The sequence below is a fragment of the Acinetobacter sp. USHLN143 genome, from assembly GCF_037145695.1.
GTDB lineage: Bacteria > Pseudomonadota > Gammaproteobacteria > Pseudomonadales > Moraxellaceae > Acinetobacter > Acinetobacter fasciculus.
Genome location: NZ_JBBCWZ010000047.1, coordinates 1 through 24,941 on the forward strand (window position 1 = coordinate 1; position 24,941 = coordinate 24,941).

At 43.0% G+C, this 24,941-nt stretch carries 21 protein-coding genes; 11 read left to right on the forward strand and 10 right to left on the reverse strand.

Going from position 1 to position 24,941, the window contains the following annotated elements; all coding sequences use genetic code 11:
- Positions 1-142: 142 nt before the first annotated feature.
- Complete coding sequence (locus WFH18_RS11860; protein ID WP_121980376.1) at positions 143-1,318, reverse strand: thiolase family protein; 1,176 nt, start codon at positions 1,316-1,318, stop codon at positions 143-145.
- Positions 1,319-1,429: 111 nt separating this feature from the next.
- Positions 1,430-1,951, reverse strand: a complete 522-nt coding sequence (locus WFH18_RS11865; RefSeq protein WP_121980377.1) for a GspH/FimT family pseudopilin — start codon at positions 1,949-1,951, stop codon at positions 1,430-1,432.
- Between the two features lie 375 nt (positions 1,952-2,326).
- Between WFH18_RS11865 and omp38 the strand changes: the two genes are divergently transcribed.
- Both omp38 and WFH18_RS11875 read left to right on the forward strand, forming a co-directional pair.
- Positions 2,327-3,382 (forward strand): outer membrane protein Omp38, encoded by a 1,056-nt coding sequence (omp38, locus tag WFH18_RS11870; protein WP_121980378.1) that lies wholly within the window; start codon positions 2,327-2,329, stop codon positions 3,380-3,382.
- A 103-nt stretch (positions 3,383-3,485) separates the two neighbouring features.
- The gene (locus WFH18_RS11875; protein WP_121980379.1) at positions 3,486-4,019 is read left to right on the forward strand and encodes a cysteine peptidase family C39 domain-containing protein; all 534 of its coding nucleotides are present in this window, start codon (positions 3,486-3,488) and stop codon (positions 4,017-4,019) included.
- Between the two features lie 52 nt (positions 4,020-4,071).
- Here WFH18_RS11875 and WFH18_RS11880 read toward each other — a convergent pair whose 3' ends face one another.
- From WFH18_RS11880 to WFH18_RS11890, 3 genes are all read right to left on the reverse strand, one after another.
- On the reverse strand, positions 4,072-5,535 hold the full coding sequence (locus tag WFH18_RS11880) for an amino acid permease (RefSeq protein ID WP_121980021.1): 1,464 nt from the start codon (positions 5,533-5,535) through the stop codon (positions 4,072-4,074).
- Entirely contained in the window at positions 5,535-6,569 is a 1,035-nt protein-coding gene (locus WFH18_RS11885; protein WP_005266021.1) for a methyltransferase, read from the reverse strand. Before WFH18_RS11885 ends, WFH18_RS11880 begins: the two co-directional genes overlap by 1 nt.
- Positions 6,570-6,635: 66 nt before the next feature.
- A complete protein-coding gene (locus WFH18_RS11890; RefSeq protein WP_004281715.1) occupies positions 6,636-8,006 on the reverse strand; it encodes a uracil-xanthine permease family protein in 1,371 nt (456 codons plus the stop codon).
- Between the two features lie 174 nt (positions 8,007-8,180).
- On the opposite strand from WFH18_RS11890, the gene typA reads away from it, so the two are divergent.
- The gene (gene typA, locus WFH18_RS11895) at positions 8,181-10,019 is read left to right on the forward strand and encodes a translational GTPase TypA (RefSeq protein ID WP_004281716.1); all 1,839 of its coding nucleotides are present in this window, start codon (positions 8,181-8,183) and stop codon (positions 10,017-10,019) included.
- Positions 10,020-10,195: 176 nt separating this feature from the next.
- A complete protein-coding gene (mscL, locus tag WFH18_RS11900) occupies positions 10,196-10,636 on the forward strand; it encodes a large conductance mechanosensitive channel protein MscL (RefSeq protein WP_004281717.1) in 441 nt (146 codons plus the stop codon).
- An 82-nt stretch (positions 10,637-10,718) separates the two neighbouring features.
- Here the strand turns inward: mscL and WFH18_RS11905 are convergent, their stop codons facing one another.
- On the reverse strand, positions 10,719-11,003 hold the full coding sequence (locus WFH18_RS11905; protein WP_005266020.1) for a peptidylprolyl isomerase: 285 nt from the start codon (positions 11,001-11,003) through the stop codon (positions 10,719-10,721).
- A complete protein-coding gene (mutM, locus tag WFH18_RS11910; protein WP_005266019.1) occupies positions 11,000-11,860 on the reverse strand; it encodes a bifunctional DNA-formamidopyrimidine glycosylase/DNA-(apurinic or apyrimidinic site) lyase in 861 nt (286 codons plus the stop codon). Before mutM ends, WFH18_RS11905 begins: the two co-directional genes overlap by 4 nt.
- A gap of 399 nt (positions 11,861-12,259) precedes the next feature.
- On the opposite strand from mutM, the gene WFH18_RS11915 reads away from it, so the two are divergent.
- The 3 genes from WFH18_RS11915 (at position 12,260) to WFH18_RS11925 (ending at position 15,711) form a co-directional block, all read left to right on the forward strand.
- On the forward strand, positions 12,260-13,522 hold the full coding sequence (locus tag WFH18_RS11915; RefSeq protein ID WP_121980020.1) for a carbohydrate porin: 1,263 nt from the start codon (positions 12,260-12,262) through the stop codon (positions 13,520-13,522).
- 92 nt (positions 13,523-13,614) lie between these two features.
- Positions 13,615-14,724, forward strand: a complete 1,110-nt coding sequence (locus tag WFH18_RS11920; RefSeq protein WP_005106149.1) for an NADH:flavin oxidoreductase/NADH oxidase — start codon at positions 13,615-13,617, stop codon at positions 14,722-14,724.
- Between the two features lie 60 nt (positions 14,725-14,784).
- Positions 14,785-15,711, forward strand: coding sequence for an AEC family transporter (locus WFH18_RS11925; protein WP_005266017.1), 927 nt, complete (start codon positions 14,785-14,787; stop codon positions 15,709-15,711).
- Positions 15,712-15,792: 81 nt separating this feature from the next.
- Here WFH18_RS11925 and WFH18_RS11930 read toward each other — a convergent pair whose 3' ends face one another.
- Positions 15,793-16,590: a tetratricopeptide repeat protein gene (locus WFH18_RS11930; protein ID WP_005266015.1), complete on the reverse strand. Its 798-nt coding sequence runs from the start codon at positions 16,588-16,590 to the stop codon at positions 15,793-15,795.
- 263 nt (positions 16,591-16,853) lie between these two features.
- Between WFH18_RS11930 and WFH18_RS11935 the strand changes: the two genes are divergently transcribed.
- Positions 16,854-17,099 carry a hypothetical protein gene (locus WFH18_RS11935; RefSeq protein ID WP_004645929.1) on the forward strand — a complete coding sequence of 82 codons (246 nt, stop codon included), beginning with the start codon at positions 16,854-16,856 and terminating at the stop codon, positions 17,097-17,099.
- Positions 17,100-17,150: 51 nt separating this feature from the next.
- Here the strand turns inward: WFH18_RS11935 and ygfZ are convergent, their stop codons facing one another.
- Together ygfZ and WFH18_RS11945 are read right to left on the reverse strand one after the other, a co-directional pair.
- On the reverse strand, positions 17,151-17,876 hold the full coding sequence (ygfZ, locus tag WFH18_RS11940) for a CAF17-like 4Fe-4S cluster assembly/insertion protein YgfZ (RefSeq protein WP_005266014.1): 726 nt from the start codon (positions 17,874-17,876) through the stop codon (positions 17,151-17,153).
- 114 nt (positions 17,877-17,990) lie between these two features.
- Positions 17,991-20,123 (reverse strand): multicopper oxidase family protein, encoded by a 2,133-nt coding sequence (locus WFH18_RS11945; protein WP_121980019.1) that lies wholly within the window; start codon positions 20,121-20,123, stop codon positions 17,991-17,993.
- A gap of 514 nt (positions 20,124-20,637) precedes the next feature.
- On the opposite strand from WFH18_RS11945, the gene acnD reads away from it, so the two are divergent.
- The 3 genes from acnD (at position 20,638) to WFH18_RS11960 (ending at position 24,745) form a co-directional block, all read left to right on the forward strand.
- Positions 20,638-23,256: a Fe/S-dependent 2-methylisocitrate dehydratase AcnD gene (gene acnD / locus WFH18_RS11950; protein WP_121980018.1), complete on the forward strand. Its 2,619-nt coding sequence runs from the start codon at positions 20,638-20,640 to the stop codon at positions 23,254-23,256.
- A gap of 412 nt (positions 23,257-23,668) precedes the next feature.
- A protein-coding gene (locus WFH18_RS11955; protein WP_370981754.1) for an IS5 family transposase occupies positions 23,669-24,420 on the forward strand; the annotation gives its coding sequence in 2 pieces (ribosomal slippage) (positions 23,669-23,903 and positions 23,903-24,420; 753 coding nt in all).
- 181 nt (positions 24,421-24,601) lie between these two features.
- Complete coding sequence (locus WFH18_RS11960; protein ID WP_004645925.1) at positions 24,602-24,745, forward strand: zinc ribbon-containing protein; 144 nt, start codon at positions 24,602-24,604, stop codon at positions 24,743-24,745.
- The last annotated feature ends 196 nt before the right edge of the window (positions 24,746-24,941 follow it).

Sequence of the window (24,941 nt, forward strand, 5' to 3'; positions counted from 1 at the left end):
TTTCGATTTTACTGAACACTCTTCAACTGCTCTCGGAATATTCAATAGATGAACTCAATGAGATAGCCACAATGGCATTAGGTATCTCATAGATGTGTAGATACCTATGCCCTATGGGCGAGGGATGGGGTGAGAGAATAGGTTAAAGTAATTCAATCGCCACAGCTGTCGCTTCACCACCACCAATACACAGGGCTGCAATCCCTTTTTTTCCACCGGTACGTTTTAGTGCATGAATCAAAGTCAGGATAATACGTGAACCGGTTGAACCCACAGGATGACCGAGTGCACATGCACCACCGTTAATGTTGACTTTTTCAGGATCCAGCTTGAACTCATCCATTGGGCACATGGTCACCATGGCAAAGGCTTCATTGATTTCCCAAAGGTCGACATCAGAAGCGGCCCATCCAGTTTTATCTAGCACTTTCTGGATTGCACCGACTGGAGCAATGGTAAATTCAGATGGATGTTGCGAATTCGATGCATAGGCAACAATTTTAGCCAAAGGATTCAACCCTTTTGCTGCTGCATTGTCAGCCGAGGTAATTACTAAAGCTGATGCACCATCTGAAATCGAGCTGGCATTAGCCGCCGTAATCGTACCGTCTTTAGCGAAAGCAGGACGCAAAGTTGGAATTTTATCGATGTTGGCATTGAACGGCTGTTCGTCTTTATCAACGACTACATCACCTTTACGGGTTTTAACTGTTACAGGCACGATTTCATCAGCAAAGTAGCCTTCATTGACCGCAGTTTGCGCACGCTTTAATGAGCGAATCGCAAAATCATCCATCTGCTCGCGGGTATAACCTTTGGTATTTGCCATATCTTGGGCAAATGAGCCCATCAAGCGACCTGTTTCAGCATCTTCCAAGCCATCCAGAAACATATGGTCCTTGATTTCACCGTGACCCATACGGAAACCGCCACGTGCTTTTGGCAATACATAAGGAGCATTGGTCATGGATTCCATGCCACCTGCAACCACGATATTTGCAGAACCGGCTTTAATCATATCTGCAGCTTGCATGACGGCTTTCATGCCTGAACCACATAATTTATTAATGGTTACAGCGCCAGTAGAATCTGGAAGACCAGCTTGACGCATGGCTTGACGTGCAGGGCCCTGCTTTAAACCTGCCGGAAGGACACAACCCATAATGACTTCTTCAATATCTTCTGGTTGCAGACCCGCACGGGCAATTGCTTCTTTAATGGTGACCGCACCGAGTTCTGGCGCAGTTACACTGGCAAGACTCCCCTGAAAGCCACCCATGGCTGTACGTGCACCATTGACAATTAGGATGTCAGTCATTGTTCTCTCTCCGTATGAGTTTTAATCAATTTTTTCAAACTTAAGCAGTATATTGAAAAAAACTCAGGATTGAAGCGTTAATCGCAGCGAAGCATAAACTGGATAGTTCTGTTAGCAAGACGAGAGACTTTCAATCCGGATATGCCCCATTTTGCTGAGTACAATACGCTGTTGATTAGAAAGATGGGTAGAACAATAATAAAAACTACCATTTGAACCAATCGGCAGGGCAGTGTGCGCTTGATAAGTGACACTCGGTAAACTTAAAGCTCCTCGCCAACTCAGGTTACCGTATTTGAGGTTAAGTACATCAATTTGTAAAATTTGTTCGCCTGTATCCACTTGCCTGTTTTTATTTTTATCAATAAAGACCAGTATATTTTTATTCCATTGATTGGGGTGACAGCTGAGTGAATCCTGACTGGGACAGATCACAATATTCTGGTGAAACACGGCAGCCTGACTACGTGCATAACGGTTAACCGCAGATAATTTGATAGGAATCTGTTTGGCTTCCTGTCTGGACTGATATTTATGAAAGTAAGGCAGGGCAATACTGGTCAAAATTGCAAGCACTGCAACACAAATAATTAATTCAACAATAGTGAACGCTCTTGTTATTTTTCTATACATAGAGTTACCTGATTTATATATTATTTTTATAGGAAACATGTTATTAATTATGCGTTTTTTATGCTTTGTTGAGCGTGTAATTTAGCTGTTACTCAAAATTCAAGAAAGCTATTAAAAAATAATTGGCAATCACAATAGGTCATTCAGAATAAAAAATTGAGTAAAAAATTACTGAATTACAACGGAAATTGTAAGTAATTTTGTCAATAATTTACTTGATTAAATTAATCAAGCACTTGGAAAAATAATAAAGTGTTTGTATGATGCCATGTGAATAGCTTAAGAATAAAACTGGGGTAATAAAAAGCCTATCTCAGGATGGCCTATTACGGGCTTGAGCTTGAACAACAATTGTTATCTCTGGAGGATAAATCCATGAAAATGAGTCGTATTGCTTTAGCTATGCTTGTAGCTGCACCTTTTGCTGCTGCAAATGCAGGCGTAACTGTTACTCCGTTGATGTTAGGTTATACATTCCAAGACACTCAGCACAATAATGGCGGTAACGATGGTGAGTTATTAGTTTCTAATCAAGGTGAAATGCAAGACGATTTATTCGTTGGTGCTGCGATTGGTGTTGAATTAACTCCATGGTTAGGTTTTGAAGCTGAATATAGCCAGGTTAAAGGCGATGTAGATTATGCAGCTCCTGGTGCAGAATACAAAGGTCAGAATATTGCAGGTAACTTCTATGCAACTTCTGATGTATTCACTGGTAACTATGACAGCAAAGTAAAGCCATATATGCTTTTGGGTGCGGGTCACTACAAATACGAATTTGAAGGTGTAGATCGCGGTACTCGTGGTAATGAAGAAGAAGGTACTTTAGGTAATGCAGGTATTGGTGCGTTCTGGCATATCAACGATGCATTGGCACTACGTACAGAAGCTCGTGGTACTTACCACTTTGACGAAAAATTCTGGAACTATACAGCACTTGCTGGTCTTAACGTAGTTCTAGGTGGCCGTTTGAAACCAGCTGCTCCAGTAGTAGAAGTTGCTCCAGTTGAGCCTGTAACTCCGGTTGCACCAGCTCCACAAGAGTTGACTGAAGACCTGAACATGGAACTTCGTGTGTTCTTTGATACAAACAAATCAAACATCAAAGATCAATACAAACCAGAAATCGCGAAAGTTGCTGAGAAGCTAGTTGAATATCCAAACGCTACTGCTCGCATCGAAGGTCACACTGACAACACTGGTCCACGTGCATTGAACGAACGTCTATCTCTAGCGCGTGCTAACTCTGTTAAATCTTCACTTGTGAATGAATACAACGTAGATGCATCTCGTTTGTCTACTCAAGGTTTTGCTTGGGATCAACCGATTGCTGACAACAACACTAAAGAAGGTCGTGCTATGAACCGTCGTGTATTCGCGACGATTACTGGTAGCCGTACTGTTTTAGCTGAACAACCAGTTGCTCAATAATTCATTATTGAACACTCATTAAAAAGGCAGCTCTTCGGAGCTGCTTTTTTTGTGTCTGTATTTTGACTACACTTAGCCTGTTAAGATGTCGTTGAGTAAAAATATGAGTGTCGAAATTCCTGAAGATTTGCAAAATCTGGAAGCCAATAGCGGAATTTTTGCAATATGGATGATTTTTCATCATTATGGCATTGATTTGAATATTCCTGATTTAACTCAGCTCTGTCAACATGACCCTGAAATGGGAAGCTCAAGCATCGCACTTGCAGTTGCTTTAAAGACATTGGGTTTGGATGTCAATTTTTGTACTGAATATGATGCAGATAAACAGCCAATTGAAGTCGATTTCTATCAACAAGCACATCGCTTAAATATTCCTGTTATAGAACAGCCATTGTCTTATGCAGAAATTCAGGAAAATGTAGAAGCAGGCCGTTTTGTGATTGTGTTCTATGACACCTTAGAGGGAGTAGGGAATCATTCCCTGATATATGAAATTGATGAAAATGAAATTAGCTTCTTTGATAGTTTTGAGTCTATGCCTAAAGAGATATTTGAGCAGCAACGTCGGGTAGACGGAATTTGCCAGCAAGTGATTGTGATTGATGATCGCAATTTCGTGATGCGTCATAGTTAATTCAAGAAATAAAAAATCAGCCCGTAAGCTGATTTTTTTAATGAATAATTTTTTATTCCTGATCAAGTTTCATCGGCTGCACATCCATCTCTTGATAAGAGACCAGTTTGGTTTTTTTCTTCCATTTGTAGCCGAACCAAATCGCTAGGAATAGCGGAATACTGATATAGGTCGATAACACACCCATCCATTGACCGGCCAAAACATCCTGATAGTTCTGTCCGAGAACAACAATCGCACACAGAATAAATGCAAACCAAGGGGCGAAAGGAAAGAATTTAGCGCGATAAGCCAGATCTTCGAGTTTATATCCTTGTGCCAGATAACCTTTACGGAAACGGTAATGGGAAATGGCAATCCCGAGCCAGACAATAAAGCCACACATCCCTGACATGTTTAGCAGCCAGTTAAAGACTTCCTGTTCACCAAAGAAAGTAGTCAGGAAGCATAGAGCTGCGATCGCCGTAGTGGCATAGAGTGCATTCATCGGCACACCACGCGGGTCCAGACGCGCAAACATTTTAGGTGCACTACCTTTACGCGCCATATCAAACAGCATACGGGTAGATGAATACATGCCCGAATTACCCGCAGATAGAATAGCGGTCAAGATCACCGCATTCATGATACTGGCGGCAAAGGCAAAACCGGCTTTTTCATACAATAAGGTGAATGGCGAAAGCGCAATATTATCTGTTGCAGCGGCCTGTAATAAACGTGGGTCATTATAGGCAATCAAGGTGCCGATAATGAAAATACATACAATATAAAACAGAAGGATACGCCAGAAAATCTGTTTGATGGCCACCGGAATAGTTTTCTTTGGATCTTTTGATTCACCTGCCGCAACACCGACCATTTCGGTACCCTGGAAAGAGAATCCGGCAATCATGGCCACGCCAATTAATGCCTGGAAACCACCGACAAAGGGTGCATCACCAATGCTCCAGTTGGCAAATGCTTCCGCACCCGGGGTGAGCATGATCTTCACGATCATCCAGATTCCGATGATGATAAAGGCAATGATCGCGAGAACTTTCACCAGAGAAAAGAAAAATTCGGATTCGCCAAAGCCTTTTACTGTCAGGGCATTAATCCCGAAAATAATGGCCAGGAAAATGGCGCTCCAGTACACGCCCGGAATATCGGGAAACCAGAATTTCATAATGAACTGAACGGCAACCAGCTCAAAAGCCACGGTAATGGCCCAGTTGTACCAGTAATTCCAACCTAAAGCGAAACCAAAACCACCTTCGACATATTTGGTGCCGTAAGTGAAAAATGCACCTGAGGTCGGATTGTGCGTGGCAAGTTCACCCAAGCTGGTCATCAGGAAATAAATCATGATCCCAATCAGTACATAGGCAAGTAGTGCACCGCCTGGTCCAGCGTTGGCAATAGTCGCACCTGAGGCCAGGAATAGACCTGTACCAATTGATCCACCAATGGCGATCATATTCAGATGACGAGCACCCAGCTTACGCTGCAGCTGCATCGTGTTTTGCGTTTCGCTCATCATGATTCCTTAACATTTTTTTGAGTGCTGGCGAAGAGCACTTTAAAGCCTTGTTGATCTGCTTTTACTGTGCAGCGACCAAAGTTTTGTTCAATCAGGGTCGGGTAGTTCAAGAAACGGTTGGCCACAATCCAAAGCTCACCGCCCGATTTTAAATGACGACGCGAGGTTTTACATAAGGTTTCGCTGGCCGTGTAATCGGTCTCGATTCCCAGATGAAAAGGCGGATTACTGACAATCGCATGCAGGAACAAGGGTGCATCCTCAATGCCTGTAACCGCTTTGATTTCAATTTGTTCAGGAGTAAGCTGATTTTCTTCAAAGGTCATTTGTGTAGAAGCCAGTGCAAAGGCATCAACATCCATGGCAAAAATCCGGTTTTTCGGATTCAACTTTGCCAGATACGCGCTAATCACACCCGCACCACAACCAAAGTCAGCGATTTTACCTGAGGTGACTTGTGACAAATAAGGTAATAGTGTGGCAGTTCCCACATCCAAACGGTTTTGACTAAATACGCCTGGAAGTGCACAAATATTCAGGTCGCCATTTGGTGTCGATACGGTATAGCGCTGTGCCCAGTCTGCAAGTGCTTTTTTCTCGACCGTATGCTCTAGAACCAATTGCCAAAGTTGGCAATGACGTGCGCTGTCAAGTTTGAGTGTTTTACCAAAAGGCTGCAACTGTTTGGCTGCGCGTTCTATCCCGCCTTTCTTTTCACCGACCAGAAAAATACTGCTGCCCGGTTTAAGCTGCGCTGCCACGGTGTGCAGTAAATAATTCAACAGTTCTTTAGACTTGGGTACAAAAATAACCGCCTGATCAAACTCAGCTTCAGGCATCTCTGCACCAAAATGCACATCTGCTTGTTGTGACTGGAAATATTGAAAATCGTTAAAATTCCATGTCCAGACAGCGGGATTGATAGAGGCATCGAATTCAGCGAGCAGATCATCTGTTGGTGCATTAATCAGTAGGATGCGACCCGACAAAAAATCATATTGTCTTAATAAAACTTCGCTTTTAGGATCCATAGGTATCTCTCCAATATAAAGAACACTGCCTAAGCCTGACCTAGACAGTGTTCTTTGGACATGAAATTACTTCTTTGTTTCAGGAAGTACAACATTAAGAATAAGGGCCGCGATACCACCAGTAGCAACGCCTGAGCTAAAGATATTACGGAATAACTCAGGAAGATGCTCAAGAATTTGTGGAACTTGTGCAACACCTAAACCCAGCGCCAGTGAAATCGCAATAATCAGCAGGGCACGACGGTCCAGATGGACACCAGACAGAATGTTAATACCAGATGCTGCGACTGCACCAAACATCACCATCACTGCACCACCCAGTACCGCTTGCGGAACGGCCTGAATAATACCAGCAACTGCAGGCAGCAAACCAAGAATAACCAGCAAAGCAGCAATCCAGATACCGACATAACGACTTGCTACGCCCGTTAACTGGATTACGCCATTATTTTGTGCAAATACGGAACTCGGGAAGGTGTTAAAAATACCGGCAAGGAATGAATTCGCGCCATTTACCAGTACACCGCCTTTAATGCGCTGCATCCATTTTGGACCATCAACTGGCTGGTTGGAAAGCTTTGAAGTCGCAGTGATATCACCAATCGCTTCTAAAGAGGTCACCAGATAGATGAATGCCATCGGAATAAACAGACTCCAGGAGAAGCTTAAACCGAAATGCATTGGGGTTGGAATCTGTACCAGTGGTGCATCTTTCAGACCAGAGAAATCCAGATGGCCCATAAAGCCTGCCAGAACATAACCACAGATCAGGGCGATTAAAATGGCAGAGCTTTTTACCCAGGTAATCCGGATCCGGTTCAGGATAATAATCAACGCCAGGACGGTACAAGACATGATCAGGTTGTCGGCATTGGCAAAAGTTTTATCGCTCATGGCCTGATAACCACCGCCCATGCTGATTAAACCTTCTTTAATTAAGGTTAAACCAATCAGCAGAACCACAATACCGGTGACCAAAGGGGTAATCAGTTTTTTGATCCAAGGCAGAATTTGTGACACGCCCATTTCAATAAATGCACCTGCAATCACCACACCAAAAATAGAAGCCATGACTGCTTCTACAGGTGTGCCTGCAGCCACCATAGCTGAACCAATACCAATAATTGGACCGATGAAGTTAAAGCTGGTTCCTTGGACAATCAGCAGACCGGCACCAAAAGGTCCGACTTTTTTAGACTGTAAAAAAGTCGCGATGCCCGAGATCACCAAGGACATGGATAAAATCATGTTGGTGTCTTCTTTGGAAACACCAAGCGCCAAACAAATCAGCAGACCAGGGGTCACAATCGGGACAATAATTGCCAGTAAGTGCTGGAATGCAGCTAAAAAAGCAATCAGTGGTTTTGGTCGATCTTCCAGACCATATACCAGGTCGAGTTGATCTTTAGAAGGAGGAGATTGATTAAAATCAGACATGTGTCAATGCAAATTAAGGCTGGGTGGCGCTATTCTAATCGAGTTACACGTCTTTACAAAATCAAAAAATCCCCAACGGAGCAAAAAAAGTTGAGGAGTGTGGTTACAGTGACTATAAAAGTTGTGTATTTTTCTGTATAATTTGCCCTCAAATTACATACGCATTGAATTTACATGTCAGATATTAAAACTCTCCGTAACATCGCCATTATTGCGCACGTCGATCATGGTAAAACCACTCTTGTAGACAAACTTTTGCAACAATCAGGTGCTCTCGGTGATCGCGCGGGTGAGATCGAGCGTGTCATGGATTCTGGCGCTATTGAAAGCGAACGTGGTATTACCATTCTTGCAAAAAACACTGCAATCAAATGGTTAGATGAACGTACCAATACTGAATACCGCATTAACATCGTGGACACCCCGGGACACGCCGATTTCGGTGGTGAAGTTGAACGTGTAATGTCGATGGTTGACTGCGTACTTCTTCTTGTAGACTCACAAGAAGGCCCAATGCCACAAACTCGTTTCGTAACGCAAAAAGCGTTCGCACGTGGTTTGAAACCAATCGTGATTATTAACAAAGTCGACAAGCCAAGCGCGCGTCCAGACTGGGTAATTGACCAAGTATTTGATTTGTTCGATAACTTAGGTGCTTCTGACGAACAGTTAGACTTCCCAGTTGTTTATGCTTCAGGCCTTCGTGGTGTTGCTGGTCCTTCTCCAGAAGAACTTGCTGAAGATATGACTCCGTTGTTCCAAACGATCGTAGACATCGTTGAACCACCAGCGGTTGACGTTGACGGTCCATTCCAAATGCAAGTATCTTCACTTGACTATAACAGCTTCGTAGGCGTTATCGGTATTGGTCGTATCCAACGCGGTTCAGTGAAATTAAACACACAAGTAACTGTAATCGATAAAGATGGCAAAACACGTAACGGCCGTATCTTAAAAATCATGGGTTATCATGGTCTAGATCGCGTTGACGTTGAAGAAGCTTCTGCAGGCGATATCGTTTGTGTAACGGGTATCGATGCACTTAACATTTCTGACACCATCTGTGATCCGAAAAATGTTGAAGCTTTACCGCCATTGTCTGTAGATGAACCTACAGTATCGATGACATTCCAGGTAAACAACTCACCGTTTGCTGGTAAAGAAGGTAAGTTCGTAACTTCACGTAATATCCGTGAACGTCTAGACCGCGAATTGATTCACAACGTAGCATTACGTGTTGAAGATACTGACAGTCCAGACCGTTTCAAAGTATCTGGTCGTGGTGAGCTTCACCTTTCAGTTCTGATTGAAAACATGCGTCGCGAAGGCTTCGAAATGGGCGTATCTCGTCCACAAGTAATCATCAAAGAAATTGATGGTGAAAAACAAGAGCCATACGAAAACGTTACTTTTGACGTTGAAGAACAGCATCAAGGCGCTGTAATGGAACAAATGGGTCACCGTAAAGGCGAAATGACCAATATGGAAGTCGACGGTAAAGGCCGTATCCGTATTGAAGCCACTGTTCCTTCACGCGGTCTGATTGGTTTCCGTTCTGAATTCCTGACCATGACTTCTGGTACAGGGATCATGACGTCTAGCTTCTCGCACTACGGTCCAATGAAGCAAGGTACTGTTGCAAAACGTCAAAACGGTGTATTGATTTCTATGGTTCAAGGTACTTGCTTGGGCTATGCACTGTTCACACTTCAAGACCGTGGTCGTCTATTCGCGAAACCACAGTTAGAAGTTTATGAAGGTATGATCATCGGTATTAACTCTCGTTCAGACGACATGACAGTTAACCCGACTAAAGCAAAACAGTTAACGAACGTACGTGCTTCTGGTACTGATGATGCGTTAACGCTGGTTCCTGCGATTGAATATACACTTGAGCAAGCGCTTGAGTTTATTGAAGATGATGAACTAGTAGAAGTAACACCTAAGTCAATCCGTATCCGTAAGCGTTTCTTGACTGAAAACGAACGTAAACGTAACCGTTCAGGTAAATAATCGCTAGATTATTTCGGGTTTTCAAAAACCGTAATTTTTTCGAAGATTACGGTTTTTTATATTTACGTTATGCTTAAATCATAATTTACTAAAACGCATTAAACTAAGTCAAAATTAAAAGTATTTATTCAGGTATAATTTGACCCAAAACTTGAAAATAAAATATGGGAGCAGTTATGAGCATTATTCAAGAATTTAAAGAGTTTGCGATCAAAGGCAACATGATGGATCTGGCGATTGGTGTCATCATCGGTGGCGCTTTTAGCAAGATCATCGATTCATTGGTGAAAGACATTATTATGCCTTTAATTACCGTGATTACCGGTGGTGGCGTCGATTTTACGCAAAAATTCTTTATCTTAGGAAGAAACCCAGACAATTTACAATCTTTAGATGCCTTGACTAAGGCGGGTGTGAATGTACTGACTTACGGTAACTTTTTAACGATTTTAATTAATTTCTTAATCTTGGCCTGGGTCGTATTCTTGTTGGTTAAATTCATGAACCGTTTACGTAAACAAGAAGGCCCAGTCGAGGAAACTCCGACCACCCCAGCCGATATTGAATTGCTGCGTGAAATTCGTGATGAATTGAAAAAGCGTCCACCTCAAGTCTAATTTTTCTAATCCCCCTAAATCCCCTTTATAAAAGGGGAACTTCTCCCTTTAACAAAGGGAGGTAGGGAGGGATTTATAAATATTAAAAATCCATCCGAAACTTGATTTCGACCAAATGAAAACCAAACTGGCTTTTGATCGGGCCATGTAATACACGTTCTGCTGCAGTGAAAACCAGTTTATCAATGACCGGAACCAGTTGACCTTTCTTTACTTCACCTAGCTCACCGCCACGTTTGGCAGAATTACAGGTTGAATACTGTTTGGCGATTTTATTGAAGTCGGCGCCACTTAAAATCTTCTTTTTAAGCTGTTCAGCAGTTTCTCTATCTTTGACCAGAATATGACGCACAATGGCTGTTTTCATGACTTTTTCCCTCGTACAGTTGCCACTTTTTTGACAGGGAGCTGGATCTTTTTCAAAGGTTGGCACTCAGGACAAAAAACTGAAGCGCGTTGTCCCAATTTGATATTTTCAAGCGTGGTCTCGCAGTTCATACACATTTCACCGGCACGACCATAAGCCAGCAAGGTTTGCTGGAAATAGCCATTTTCTCCCATGGCATTGGTGTAGTCTCTTAAGGTTGAACCACCCAGATCAATCGCCTGTTTCAAGATGCGCTTGATTTCCAATACTAGCTTTTCGATCTGAATCAAGCTTAAAGTCGAGGCCGGTTGTGCCGGATGAATCCCCAGATTAAACAGACTTTCGGTCGCATAAATATTGCCTACGCCCACCACCACATGGTTATCCATAATTGCAACTTTGGTGCCAACATTTTTATTCTTCAATTTTTCAAATAAATACTCGGCATTAAAGTTCTCGCTTAAAGGTTCTGGCCCCAACGTGTCAATCAATTTGCTTTGTGATTGTGCATCCAGCCAAAGAATGCAGCCAAAACGGCGAGGATCATGATAACGCAGTTCGATATCTTCAAACTGAATGATTAGATGGTCATGTTTGCGTAATTCTTCATTGCTCTCGCATAGACGGAAACTCCCCGACATGCCTAAATGCCAGAGCATGGTGTCGTGTTCAAACTCCGCCAGAATATATTTAGAACGGCGAGTGAGCTTCAGTAATTTTTGCCCCACCAGCTTTTCTATATTTTCTGGAATGGGCCAGCGCAAACTTGACTGACGCACTTCAACACGTTGGACGCGTTGTTCCAATAAGGGTAATAAACTGGTTTTGGTGGTTTCAACTTCTGGTAATTCAGGCATAACGCATCAGTGGCGAGGGAGATGCAGCTAATATTGGGTGAATTGGCTGGGATTGCAAGCGTTAATCTGGGTGAAATCGCTGGAAAAGGACTGGGTATTTCATCTTTATTTAAACTGGAATTGTTTAAAGAATAAACTAGGTTTCTATGTTTTTATAGCGAATTTTCTTAGAAGTAAATCGAATGGAAATTATCAATACATTATAAGCTAATGAAAAATATATAAATAATTTAAGATTTTTTAAATAAAAATTATATTTTTATGTTTAAGACATAACTAAAAGTTTAATGAGTAATAAAAAAAATGCTGGGAATTTGTATGAAAAGTTATGTAAATTCATGCACCTAATAGCAATTTAAAAACCTTGCTTGTTTTTCTCTCCGAATGTTTAGGTTTTACATGAAATATTTAGGTCTAGCTCTATTGCCTTTAATGGCTGCCATGACAACCGCTCAGGCGGAATCTGCATTTGATCCACAAGGTCAGTATTTACTGGGGGACTGGAATGGTCAACGTACAGAACTGGCCCAACAGGGAATTAAATTTGAAGCCAATCTGTTAACCGATACCGCCTATCTTGCTGATGGTGGTCGTAATGAGGGCGCAGATCCATTAACTTCTGCCCAATTATGGCTGGGTACTCAACTGGATATGGAAAAGCTGGCAGGATGGAATGGCGTCACCGTACGTGCCGCGATGACTGCACGTCAGGGTCAAAGTACCTCTGTCCGTGACTTGCAGGATCTTAATGCACCACAGCTGGCCAATGTACAAGGCACTTTTGGGCGTGGTAATCAGGATAGCCGTCTGAGCGAGCTGTCTATTGAAAAGAATTATAAAGACCAAGGACTCAGTATTAAGGCGGGTCGTCTTGGTCTGGGCATGGACTTTAATGTCATGGCTTGTGATTTTGCCAGTACGGCATTTTGTGCTGCTCAGATGGGTAAATGGCAGGGCAATATCTGGATGAATACGCCTGTAGCACAATGGGGTGCGCGCGTGAAGCAGCAACTCAATCCTGAACTTGCGGTACAAGTCGGTGTGTATGAGTTTAATCCGGATAATGGTAATGGCGCTAAAGAAGGTCAGGGCTGGAGTCTGGATACCGACCATGCAGATGACGTGACAATTCCGGCAGAAGTAATCTGGACACCGAAATCATGGGTGAATGGCCTGCCAGGCAGCTACCGTGTCGGCGGGATGTACAATACTGCCGATGATGTTGCCAACCAAAAAGATATTGCCAATCCTACTGATGCCAAAAACCGTACCTTTGCTGGTTGGTTAGCTGTAGAGCAACAGTTAACGTCTACAGGTCAGGGCCGTCAGGGTTTGCATTCATTTGCCAACTTTACTTGGCATGACCGCGATACCAATAAAGTGGATAATTCACAACAAATCGGTGTGAAATATATCGGTCTTGCGGACAGCCAGCCGAATGATATTTTAGGTCTGGCGGTCAATCGTGTACATATTAATGACCGGATCAAGAATCTGAATTTTGATGCGAGTGCAGAATACAATATTGAACTGAACTATAGCTATAACGCAACAAAGTGGCTAATGCTGCGTCCAAACCTGCAATATGTCATTAATCCAGGTTCAAGCAACAATGTGGATGATGCACTGGTACTCGGTTTGACTACACGAATCATCTTCTAAAGTTTGATCGTTCACGTTATAACTAAACAGGCTCTTGGGAGCCTGTTTTTATTTCTAGAGTGAAACTGTGCAATAAAAAGAGGAAATACAGCGTGGCATTACTATTTCAACCTATTCAATTTGGATCACTGCAACTTCAAAATAAAATCGTAATTGCGCCGATGTGTCAGTACTCTGCAACAGAGCAGGGGGAAATTACCTATTGGCACGAGCAGCAATGGGCCAACTATGCCTTATCGGGTGCAGGTTTATGTATTGTCGAAGCGACTGCGGTACAGCCAGAAGGCCGGATCAGTTATGCCGATCTGGGCTTGTGGAATAACGAACAGGCAAAGCAGATCAAGACCTTACTGGAAAAAGTCAAATCCATTTCCCCGATGCCTTTTGCGATTCAACTCGCACATGCAGGGCGTAAAGCTTCAACAGATAAACCATGGGCAGGTAAAGGTCAGTTTAAGCCGGATGAAGCACATGGCTGGCAAACTGTTTCTGCCAGTGATATTCCTTTTCAGGCCGATGAACATCCACCCAAAGCCTTAAGCCAGTCGGAAATTGAGCAGGTCATTGCTGACTTTGCAGAAAGTGCCAAACGTGCAGTTGATGCCGGTTTTGACCTGATTGAGCTGCATGCAGCGCATGGTTATTTACTGCATCAGTTCATGTCACCACTTTCAAATAAACGTGATGATCAGTATGGCGGTTCACTGGAAAACCGGATTCGCCTGACTCTGGAAGTATTACAAGCCATGAAAGCGGCGGTTCCAGAAGGTTATCCAATTGGAGTGCGTATTTCAGCCAGCGACTGGATGGATCAGCCAGATAGCTGGACTATTGATTCTTCAATTGAGTTGTCCAAAGCACTGGAAGCTGCGGGTGCTGCCTATATTCATATTTCCAGTGCCGGCTTACATGCCAAACAGAACATTGAGGTGAAACCGAATTATCAGGTGCCTTTTGCAGATGCGATCAAGAAAGTCGTGAATATTCCCGTGATTGCCGTCGGTTTGATTACTGAACCTAAGCAGGCAGAAGATATTTTACAAAAGGGCCAAGCGGATGCCATCGCACTGGCTCGTGCCATTCTTTATGATCCCCATTGGCCTTGGCATGCAGCGGCAGCACTTGAGGAAAAAATCAAGATTTCACCGCAATATCTGCGCTGCGCACCGCATGGTTTGAATCACCTATTTGAGCCTTTTTAACACTGCTTTAGTCTCAGAAATTCTTATAATGGAATATCACTGGCAAGAGGATACTGCATTATGATTTTTGCGGTCATTGTGCCCATATTTTTATTATTGGCACTGGGTTATCTGACTGTAAAGAGTCAAGTGTTAAGCAAGGAGCAGGTGGGGACGGTCGGTGCTTTTGTGATTAAAGTAGCCTTGCCGTTGCTGTTCTTTCAGTCCCTTGCCTCCAAAGACCTGCATGAAATCTGGTATTTTGAATACTTTGCCGTGTATAGCAGCGTGACCTTGCTGCTCTATGGTAGCGGTTTCTGGATCATGCGCCGTCATTTTCAGAATACGCATTCGCAAAGTGCAGTGCTGTCGCTGGGCGCTGCAATGTCGAATACCGGCCTGATTGGTACAGCTGTGCTTAGCTTATTGATTGGGCAACAGGCGATGACTTATACCTCTCTAGTGGTCATTATTGAAAGCGTGTTGCTGATTCCACTGGTGCTGGTCATGGCGGCGTTGGGCACACAACATCAGGCAAATCTCGGCGCCATTTTAAAAAGTGTGCTACTGACCTTGCTAAAGAATCCCTTATTTATGGGAGTGATGCTGGGCATGGTCTGTGCAGTTTTCCAGATTAAAATTCCAGTCTATCTCGATCAGGTCTTTGCCTTGATTGGTCAGACAGCCTCACCATTGGCCTTGTTTGCCATTGGCGGCGGGATCGTGGGAATGAGCCTGAAATATGTCAATCTGCAAAGTTTCTATCTGGTATTTTCCAGCAATATCATGATGCCGCTGTTGATGTATCTGGGACTGAGCCAGTTAACTGATTTAAGTCAGGAAATGGTCCATGCCGGTACGCTCATTGCAGCTTTGCCGATGCCGACGATTTTTGGCATGTTGGGACAGGCGTATGGTCTGAATGATCGAACTTTAACGCCATTGTTGATGAGTACCATTGTCGGTTTTATCGTGACCAGTGGCTTAATTGCCTTGTGGTGGGGATAATTTTTTAGCAGATGAATGCTCTGCTATTAAAAAGCCCCAAATTGCATGGGGCTTTTTAATGTTTGAGTTTTATCGGTTCACTTAACTTTTCTTCGCAGGTGCTTTTTTCTGCTCAGCCAGCATTTTGTCTACTGCTGCCAAAGACTCTTTGGCCTGCGGAACATTTTGCTGCGCCAATGCAGCAAAGATTTTCTTCGCTTCTGGCAGATTTTGCGGAACAATACTGCCATTGGCAAACATATTACCTACTGCCATCAGCGCCGGAATATAGCCTTTTTTTGCCAGTTCCTGAATGCTGCTTAGGCCTTGCTGAATCGGTTTTTCATCTTTGTTTTTGAAACCGCTGCTGATGTCATATAAGGCTTTGGCATGAATGGCCTGCATATTACCTTTGCTGATCAACGGTTGCAGCTTTTGCAGTCCGGCTTTATTCGATGCTGCTGTATTTTCAGAAAACAGCAGTATGGCCAGATCAATGCTGGCATCATCAAACTTGGCTGCCGAAGCGCGTTCCAGATGCTGTTTGGCTTTGGTCAAATCCTGTTTGAGTCCGAGTGTGCCGGCTGCATAATTTTTACCCAATACATAATTGGCCACCGGATAGCCTTTGCTGGCAGACTGCTCATAGAGCTGAATGGCTTTTTTCTCGTCTTTGGTTGTACCTTGGCCGGTTTGGGTTAAATAGCCTAAGTTATATAAAGCTTGGGCATTTCCTTGACTGGCCAATTGATTTAAAGCGTCATAGGCACCTTTAAAATTATTGGCTTTGACCATGGCCTCAACTTTTTGGAATTGGGGATCGACTTGATCTTTTACGGTATTTGCCAGAGCGAATTGTGCAGAAAGGGCAAGAACTGTAGCGAGTACTAATTTTTTCATGGTTCCTATAACCTTATTATTGCTGGCACCTTATTCCTTGGTGCGATTTTAATCATTTTCACTTACATCATAAAAGGATTTTGTGCTTTGTAAATATACAATTTGTCACTAAATACAAATCATCGAAGCACAATATACCGATTAAATCGATGCATGATTTGGACAGGTTTCTGATCAATCCTGCAGATATCAAAAGGATTACTTTGCTTCAGCCGACTTCTCTGATTAAATCTCGGTTTGAATCAGACTCCCAGGATTTAACCATGTTTGTCAAAACCATTAAACGTCACTATGACAGAATCAATGCTGATGAATCGATTGCCGATGAAGACAAGATTGATGCGCTGCTGATGAAACTTGGTGCAGAGTTTTTGATGAGTCAGGAAGACCGAGTATATGTCTTTCAAAAAGGTGAACTCACGGCAAAGTTTGATGCCAAACATGCGCGGGCCTATCATTTTAAAGATTATGTGGTAAAAGACATGAACAAGCTGTTTCATGGCTTCTAAAATAAAAAAGCCAAGAATTTTATCTTGGCTTTTTTATGAGTTATGCAGTGATTATTGCGGACGCGCTACATCACCGCTCAAAGCTTCGGGAAGCTCCAGAACTTCGAGACCTAGCTCGTTCAATGCTTCAGGTTTTGCCACGACTAGCGCTTTATAACCATTTTCAATCGCGATGCTATTGACGACTTCTACATCATTATTCAGTTTTGTCGCCACAGCAGGTGTGGCACCTGTACCTTGAACCAGATGTAACCAGTGTTTTGGCTTGGCTTTAAACCATAAGCGCGCAATCACTTCCTGACCCAGATAGCAGCCTTTGTCATAGTGAATGCCTTCGCGTTGATGCAAACGCAATTCCTGAGGTTGAAACAGATTGGCGGTAGCCGCCTGGATCCAGGCCTGACCTGATTCAATGGCTTGCTGCTCCCAAAGGGTGGCATCGGTTTCAGTCGTAACGAAGTCAGTATGAATGCCATTAATGACTGGATAAACCGGACCGACCAGTTCCAGTTTCATTTTTGAAAAGGCGCCAAATTTTTTAATATGATTGGCCAGTTCCGTAGCCTGATCTGCAATGCTCACGATTTCAAAGCTTTCCGGACTGATTTTTTTAAGCCATAAGCCAAATTGGATGCGTCCTTTCAGACTACAGATTGCAGTATAGCGTGTCTGGTTTTCCGCCAAAGTTTCAGTATTCAAAGTCACCTGACCTTGAAGGAATTTTTGTGCATCTACACCATTCAGACTAAACAATGTAAAAGCAGGAGACGCTGCCATAATAAGCCCCGGTTTGAATACTATAAATCAATGCAGTTATTGTGCAGCAAGCATCAAATAGAGGCAAACAAAAAAGCCAACAATCGAAATCATTGGCTTTTAGCGAGCAGATCTTTAGTGGTGATGGCTAGCCGGTAATGGCGAATCACAAGGGAATTTGCCTCCACAGACCCGTACGGTTTCCATCATGCCCTGATCTTCATGGTCGAGGATATGGCAGTGCTGTACGAAGTCACCTTCAAATTTCTTGTAATGGCTGCGCACAATATAGGTATAGTTTTGTTTTACAAAAAGCGTGTCCTTAAACTGTCCTTTCATGCCACGGTATTGCACATCATCCAGAACTGGATTCACCGGATCTTCTGGGGCTACTGCCTCACTGACATCCTTACCTTGAGGATTCAAAATTTTAACAATCTGGAACGGGTTAACATGAATATGGAACGGATGACCACCAAAACCAGCGCTGGTCAGTTCCCATTCATCAGTCTGTCCAACTTGTAACTGACGGACATATTCGCCATCTACTGAACTATCTCCATCAAAGAAATCTCCGAAACTCAGTGTATCTCCATCTTTTTTATGTCGGAAGCCAAATTTGAATATGCCAGTTCTAGGGTCGGGGCCGAGCGAAAAAGCACTATATTGTTTTGGTTGGGCAGCAACTACTTTATCAATTTCCGGCGTCATCAGTGATGGATGATCACTAAACGCAGAAAGATTAAGCTGAGATAACTGGCTCTGGAGGTCTTCGCTTAAACCAATTTTTTGTGCCCGATCTTTCAGGAACTGTGCAGCAGTCTGAGCCTTGGTTTTGGCTGCTTTTACATTAACCCATCCCAGCAGTTGGGCATTGAAGCGATGATTTGGAGCAATTTGAGGACCTACATTCGGTAATGGCGCGTTAATTTCATCATCGATATTCAATTTGGTGTCAAAAAGGCAGTATCTATTGGTGGTCGGAAAGGCGACCATTGCATCATGACGATAGCCTGGATGGAACACGGACAGGATTCTGGTCTGTACATGATTCATGGTCAAGCCATCTTGCGCGATAGTATGCACATTCAGGCTATTCAGTTTCTCAAATTCAGCTTTCTTGTCTACCTCCTGATAGACTGTACAGGCTTTAATGGTTTGTTCTGCAGTAAATTTACTGGAGTTAGGAATTTCCTTAATGATTAAACCAATGGTATCGCGTACACCACCATGAATCATGCGCCAGCGGTTAAACTGATTCTGTTCTGCTTTGATCTCACCTAAAATTTTACCATTGATAGAGGTGTAGTAGTTATTGTCGCCCCAGGAGGCAAATGCAGCGAGGTCATTATAATTTTCCAGCATGCCTATACCTACACCTTCACAGTTATTGGGAACAGCGAATGTGATATTAGGATCGGGATTACTACAGCGATATTGGATTTGCTGGAACAACAGGATGTTTTCGTTCGGGTAACTGTTTTTTTCTTTCCAGAGAATATCCATATCTCCAGTTGAGGTGACTTTGCCATTTTTGACTTTTGGTGTTCTTGAGCCTTCAACAATTAATGGGCCTGCCATGCCATTCGACACCTGAAGAGCAGTTGAGCCATGCAGATGGGCATGATACCAGTAAGTCCCCGCGGGATGATTCGGTTCCATTTTGAACTGATAATCAAATTTTTCCTGAGGTTTGAATTTCAGGAAAACATTATCACTATTGCCTTGAGGACTGACCCAGAAGCCATGGGTATGCAGGTTGGTGGTATTAAAGCAGTGAGGTTCATTGACATTCTCAACATGAGTTGAACAAGTTGCTTCTGACTCGGGTGGCAGCTGGTTATTCAGGTTAACCGCCATGGTTTCACCCTGTTTGACCCGAATCTGTGGTCCGACCAATTGATCCTCAACATATTCACCAGTTTTTTTCTTATCAAATAAACTGGGTTTGGTTAGATAGCCTCTCAGCAGCACCTGATCCCATAAGCCATTTCTGGGGTTATAGAGTTTGCTGGTTTTATAGGCCACGATCAGCTCATATTTGCCTTTGGCACTTTTTGGTAACAGGGGTGGATTGCTAATCAAGCTGTCTGATGTGGTCGGAACGGGATGTGAGGGTTTGGGTGGAGGTGTGGGGTATGAGGGATGAGAGGGGTGGGACGGGTTAGAGGGATTGGATGGCGGCGATGGATTTTTTGTTCCATCCCAACCGCGAGCTAAGAGCGTCAAAATGGCGGCTATAGCTCCGAATATTGCGATTTTCAACATTTCAGTTCTGCCTGTTATGGTTATTGTTTTAATGTGAGGATTGCGAATAATGTGACATGCGTCACACTGAGCTTCTGATAGTTTTGGAAAATCTGCTATCCCAAATTAGGGGATTGAAATTTTGCTAAATGCGGCGACAGGACAGGCCTATGAAAACCAATCAGACTATATTTTTTCATCTTTAAAAAAATGCACATAAAATTAATTATTTATTAATGATATTAGTGGTTTAGATTAATATTCAAATAAAAAGATAGAGAAATATTTTGCAACATAAGACTAAAGAATAAGGCGAATTATTCAGATTTTTTTAGCAAAAGACCGCTTTAAAGCAAAAATTCTAAAGTCTATGTAACAAATTTTTGCGAAAATACCATTTTTTATAATTAAGTGTTTGAAAAATATAAAATTTGGGAAATGCTATTTGTGCAGCGTACAATGCTGCTATTACAAAAGTAACTCATCGATATCTATTGATGAATAAAAATAGAGATAAACGAGGGCAGGCAAGCTTATGAACAACAACTACCGTAAACCGCTGCAATCCACCCAGCTGGAATATTATGACGTGCGACAGGCCGTAGAAGATATTCAGCCAGGCGCATATGCCAAACTTCCTTATACTTCTAAAGTCCTGGCAGAGCAGTTGGTGCGTCGTTGTGATCCTGCCATTCTGGAACAGTCTTTACGTCAGCTGATTGAGTGTAAACAGGAACATGATTTTCCCTGGTATCCGGCACGTGTAGTGTGTCATGACATCTTGGGACAAACGGCACTGGTGGACCTTGCCGGTTTACGTGATGCGATTGCAGATCAGGGCGGTGACCCGTCTAAAGTCAATCCGGTAGTACCAACCCAACTGATTGTCGATCATTCACTGGCAGTTGAGTTTGGTGGTTTTGATCCGGATGCCTTTGAGAAAAACCGTGCCATTGAAGACCGTCGTAATGAAGACCGTTTTCATTTTATTGAATGGACCAAAACCGCGTTTGAAAATGTTGATGTGATTCCTGCGGGCAACGGCATCATGCACCAGATCAACTTGGAGAAAATGTCTCCGGTGATTCAGAACCGTGATGGTCTGGCATTCCCGGATACCTGTGTTGGTACAGATTCGCATACACCTCATACAGATGCATTGGGCGTGATCTCGATTGGTGTTGGCGGCTTGGAAGCCGAAAACGTGATGTTGGGCCGTGCATCGTGGATGCGTCTGCCAGATATTATCGGTGTGGAATTGGTCGGTCAGCGTAAGCCGGGCATTACCGCAACGGATATCGTCTTGGCACTAACCGAATTCCTGCGTAAAGAACGTGTGGTTGGCGCATATTTAGAATTCTTTGGTGAAGGTGCTGACAGCATGTCAGTCGGTGATCGTGCCACGATTTCCAACATGACCCCGGAATATGGCGCAACGGCTGCGATGTTCTATATCGATCAGAACACGATTGATTATCTGACCTTGACCGGCCGTGAGCCTGAGCAAGTCAAACTGGTAGAAACTTATGCCAAAGAGATTGGTCTTTGGGCATCGAATATGACCCAAGCGGAATATCCACGTGTATTGCGTTTCGATCTATCGACTGTGACACGTAATATTGCAGGGCCATCAAATCCGCATGCACGTGTATCTACGGCTGACCTGAAAGAAAAAGGCATTGCCGGTAATTTAGAAGCAGCTCGTGCACAAGAAGCGGAAGGCTTGGTGCCAGATGGCGCGGTGATTATCGCGGCGATTACCTCTTGTACCAATACATCTAACCCACGTAATACCGTGGCAGCAGGTTTGCTGGCACGTAAAGCCAATGAACTGGGCTTGATGCGTAAGCCTTGGGTAAAATCTTCTTTTGCACCGGGTTCTAAAGCGGCTGCTTTGTATTTGGAAGAAGCAGGTGTACTTAAAGATTTAGAAAAACTGGGCTTTGGTATCGTGGCCTATGCATGCACGACTTGTAACGGCATGTCGGGTGCGCTTGATCCAAAGATTCAGCAAGAAATCATCGACCGTGACCTGTATGCAACAGCGGTGCTTTCGGGCAACCGTAACTTCGATGGACGTATTCATCCATATGCGAAGCAGGCATTCTTGGCTTCACCGCCTTTAGTGGTGGCTTATGCGATTGCCGGTACGATTCGTTTTGACATCGAAAAAGATGCTTTAGGAAATGATAAAGATGGCAACCCGATTTATCTAAAAGATATCTGGCCATCGGATGAAGAAATTGATGCGCTGGTAAAAGTTGCTGTAAAACCAGAACAATTCAAAAAAATCTACATTCCAATGTTCGACTTGGGTGTGAATGAAAAGGCAACAAGTCCGCTGTATGACTGGCGTCCGCAAAGTACGTATATTCGCCGTCCGCCGTATTGGGAAGGGGCTTTGGCTGCACCGCGTACCTTGTCAAATATGCGTCCGCTTGCGATCTTGGGCGATAACATCACCACCGATCATTTGTCACCATCGAATGCTATTGTTTTAGACAGTGCTTCAGGTGAATACCTGAAAAAAATGGGCGTGCCTGAGGAAGACTTTAACTCCTATGCAACGCATCGCGGTGATCACTTGACTACGCAACGTGCAACATTTGCCAATCCGAAACTGTTTAATGAAATGGTGGTACGTTCTGATGGCACCATCAAACAGGGTTCGAAAGCACGTGTGGAACCTGAAGGTGAAGTGATGCGGATGTGGGAAGCGATTGAGATCTACATGAACCGTAAACAACCGTTGATTATTATTGCCGGTAAGGATTATGGTCAGGGTTCGAGTCGTGACTGGGCAGCAAAAGGTGTACGTCTGGCGGGTGTAGAAGCGATTGTAGCAGAAGGTTTTGAGCGTATTCACCGTACCAACCTGGTCGGTATGGGGGTATTGCCGCTTGAGTTTAAGCCGGGTACAGATCGTAAGACTTTAGGTCTTGATGGTACAGAGCTGTATAGCGTGATTGGTAATATTGCGCCACGTTCGACGTTGACTTTGGTGGTTGAGCGTTCAACCGATGATGGTAAGAACCAGATTATTGAAGTGCCAGTCACTTGCCGTTTAGACACTGAAGAAGAAGTACATGTGTATGAAGCGGGTGGGGTATTACAGCGCTTTGCACAGGATTTCTTGGAAGGGAATGTGGCTTAATCTTTTTTTTAATCACCCCTAGCCCCTCTTTGAAAAAGAGGGGAACTCCCTACTTTTTTAAGGAGGGTTGGAGTGGATTAAAGTTGTTGATATTGTTTAAAAAAGACCCTACTGTGAAGTGGGGTTTTTATTTAGAGCATTAATGTCTTTATCAAGAAAATACAAACAGGTACTTTTCTTTTTAAACTTAAGCAATTGAGCTTCCTCAATGATTAAAGACGTCTATAACTTTAAGGGAATATAAAATTTCATATGGCTATGGCGATAATTTTGTATTAACGCACTGCGCTATACTTGACCTTATGCATCACTTATCTCAATGTTATTAAACTAAGGCGTGTCCTCATTTGAAAAATTGGTTTTAAATACTTAAAATCCTCCTTTAAGCTCTTTTGATTTCTATATTTTTTCAATGGCACGTACTCTTCTCACCGATGATATCTGGCAGCAAATTCAAGATACTATGCGATTACACGGTTGTTACTGTTCAAAGAATAGTAGAAATATCATGGAAGCGATCTTATGGAAACTGCGTACAGGCGCCACATGGCGTGATATTCCCCAAGAATTTTGTCCTTGGCAAACTGCTTACAATCGCTTTAATCGTTGGGCAAGCAAGGGATTGTGGGATAAATTTTTTTTAGATTACGAGGCGTCTTGGATCAAGAATGGGTATTCATTGACGGAAGTTACATACGCGTGCATCAACATGCAAGTGGAGCTCGGCATGGTTTCGAAAGAGCAATTGGACAATCACGTGGTGGACGAACAACAAAAATACATCTTGCAACCGACGCGAATGGATTACCGATTGATTTTAAAATCACTGGGGGTGACGTCCACGACAGTCAAGTTGCAAAACAACTGATTGATACGGTAGACGAGGCAACTTATCTCATTGCTGATAAGGGGTATGATGCTGAGCACATTAGAATATATGCCAAGAACAAGAATATGATTCCCATTATTCCATTGAGATCAAACAGTAAGAGATCGAATAAGGAATTTGATAAATATCTATATAAATTAAGACATTTAGTTGAAAATGCTTTTGCGAGATTAAAACATTTCCGTGCTATTGCAACTCGATTTGATAAACTGGCACGCAATTATAAATCTATGATTCGTATAGCCTGTATATTTATTTGGTGCAAAGCCAAATGAGGACACACCCTAGTTAACTTGAAAAAAATAATAAATTATCACTTAATTAATGAGTTATTGAATAATAATTAGAAATACTACTTTGCCCAAATGCCATCATCATTTACAAAAATGGACAATAGACATTCATCACTAGAGGGTTATACTAGATAGACCATTTCTAAAACCATGGAGAACAAAGATGGTTACTGCTGGCGAAAAACCCGGAACAGGCTTCTATTTTTGTGTTCAATGCGGACACCGCACCTACTTAGAAATTGGTACTGATCGTTTACCACCGTGTACCAAATGCCAAGGCAATCAATTTAACAATAAGAATGCCTAAGCAAAACAACTCAAACAGTTACCCTCTGTTTTGAACGAAAGCCCTATTACTCGATAGGGCTTTTTGCTGTGGTATCCAAATCTCATAAGTTGACAAAAATAACTAATGATGCGAAAAGGTTTTTTTAGTTAACAGATGTTCACACATGCCTAGAATTGTTTCTGTACCACTTAGTTTAGAACAGCGAGAACGACTC

Excerpts from the sequence above, each read along its gene's own strand:
- acnD (WP_121980018.1), top strand. The coding sequence starts at position 20,638 with ATGAACAACAACTACCGTAAACCGCTGCAATCCACCCAGCTGGAATAT.
- WFH18_RS11925 (WP_005266017.1), top strand. The coding sequence starts at position 14,785 with ATGATTTTTGCGGTCATTGTGCCCATATTTTTATTATTGGCACTGGGT.
- WFH18_RS11865 (WP_121980377.1), bottom strand. The coding sequence starts at position 1,951 with ATGTATAGAAAAATAACAAGAGCGTTCACTATTGTTGAATTAATTATT.
- mscL (WP_004281717.1), top strand. The coding sequence starts at position 10,196 with ATGAGCATTATTCAAGAATTTAAAGAGTTTGCGATCAAAGGCAACATG.
- WFH18_RS11945 (WP_121980019.1), bottom strand. The coding sequence starts at position 20,123 with ATGTTGAAAATCGCAATATTCGGAGCTATAGCCGCCATTTTGACGCTC.
- ygfZ (WP_005266014.1), bottom strand. The coding sequence starts at position 17,876 with ATGGCAGCGTCTCCTGCTTTTACATTGTTTAGTCTGAATGGTGTAGAT.
- mutM (WP_005266019.1), bottom strand. The coding sequence starts at position 11,860 with ATGCCTGAATTACCAGAAGTTGAAACCACCAAAACCAGTTTATTACCC.
- WFH18_RS11915 (WP_121980020.1), top strand. The coding sequence starts at position 12,260 with ATGAAATATTTAGGTCTAGCTCTATTGCCTTTAATGGCTGCCATGACA.
- WFH18_RS11860 (WP_121980376.1), bottom strand. The coding sequence starts at position 1,318 with ATGACTGACATCCTAATTGTCAATGGTGCACGTACAGCCATGGGTGGC.
- omp38 (WP_121980378.1), top strand. The coding sequence starts at position 2,327 with ATGAAAATGAGTCGTATTGCTTTAGCTATGCTTGTAGCTGCACCTTTT.
- WFH18_RS11905 (WP_005266020.1), bottom strand. The coding sequence starts at position 11,003 with ATGAAAACAGCCATTGTGCGTCATATTCTGGTCAAAGATAGAGAAACT.
- WFH18_RS11960 (WP_004645925.1), top strand. The coding sequence starts at position 24,602 with ATGGTTACTGCTGGCGAAAAACCCGGAACAGGCTTCTATTTTTGTGTT.
- WFH18_RS11930 (WP_005266015.1), bottom strand. The coding sequence starts at position 16,590 with ATGAAAAAATTAGTACTCGCTACAGTTCTTGCCCTTTCTGCACAATTC.
- WFH18_RS11890 (WP_004281715.1), bottom strand. The coding sequence starts at position 8,006 with ATGTCTGATTTTAATCAATCTCCTCCTTCTAAAGATCAACTCGACCTG.
- WFH18_RS11885 (WP_005266021.1), bottom strand. The coding sequence starts at position 6,569 with ATGGATCCTAAAAGCGAAGTTTTATTAAGACAATATGATTTTTTGTCG.
- WFH18_RS11875 (WP_121980379.1), top strand. The coding sequence starts at position 3,486 with ATGAGTGTCGAAATTCCTGAAGATTTGCAAAATCTGGAAGCCAATAGC.
- typA (WP_004281716.1), top strand. The coding sequence starts at position 8,181 with ATGTCAGATATTAAAACTCTCCGTAACATCGCCATTATTGCGCACGTC.
- WFH18_RS11935 (WP_004645929.1), top strand. The coding sequence starts at position 16,854 with ATGTTTGTCAAAACCATTAAACGTCACTATGACAGAATCAATGCTGAT.
- WFH18_RS11880 (WP_121980021.1), bottom strand. The coding sequence starts at position 5,535 with ATGAGCGAAACGCAAAACACGATGCAGCTGCAGCGTAAGCTGGGTGCT.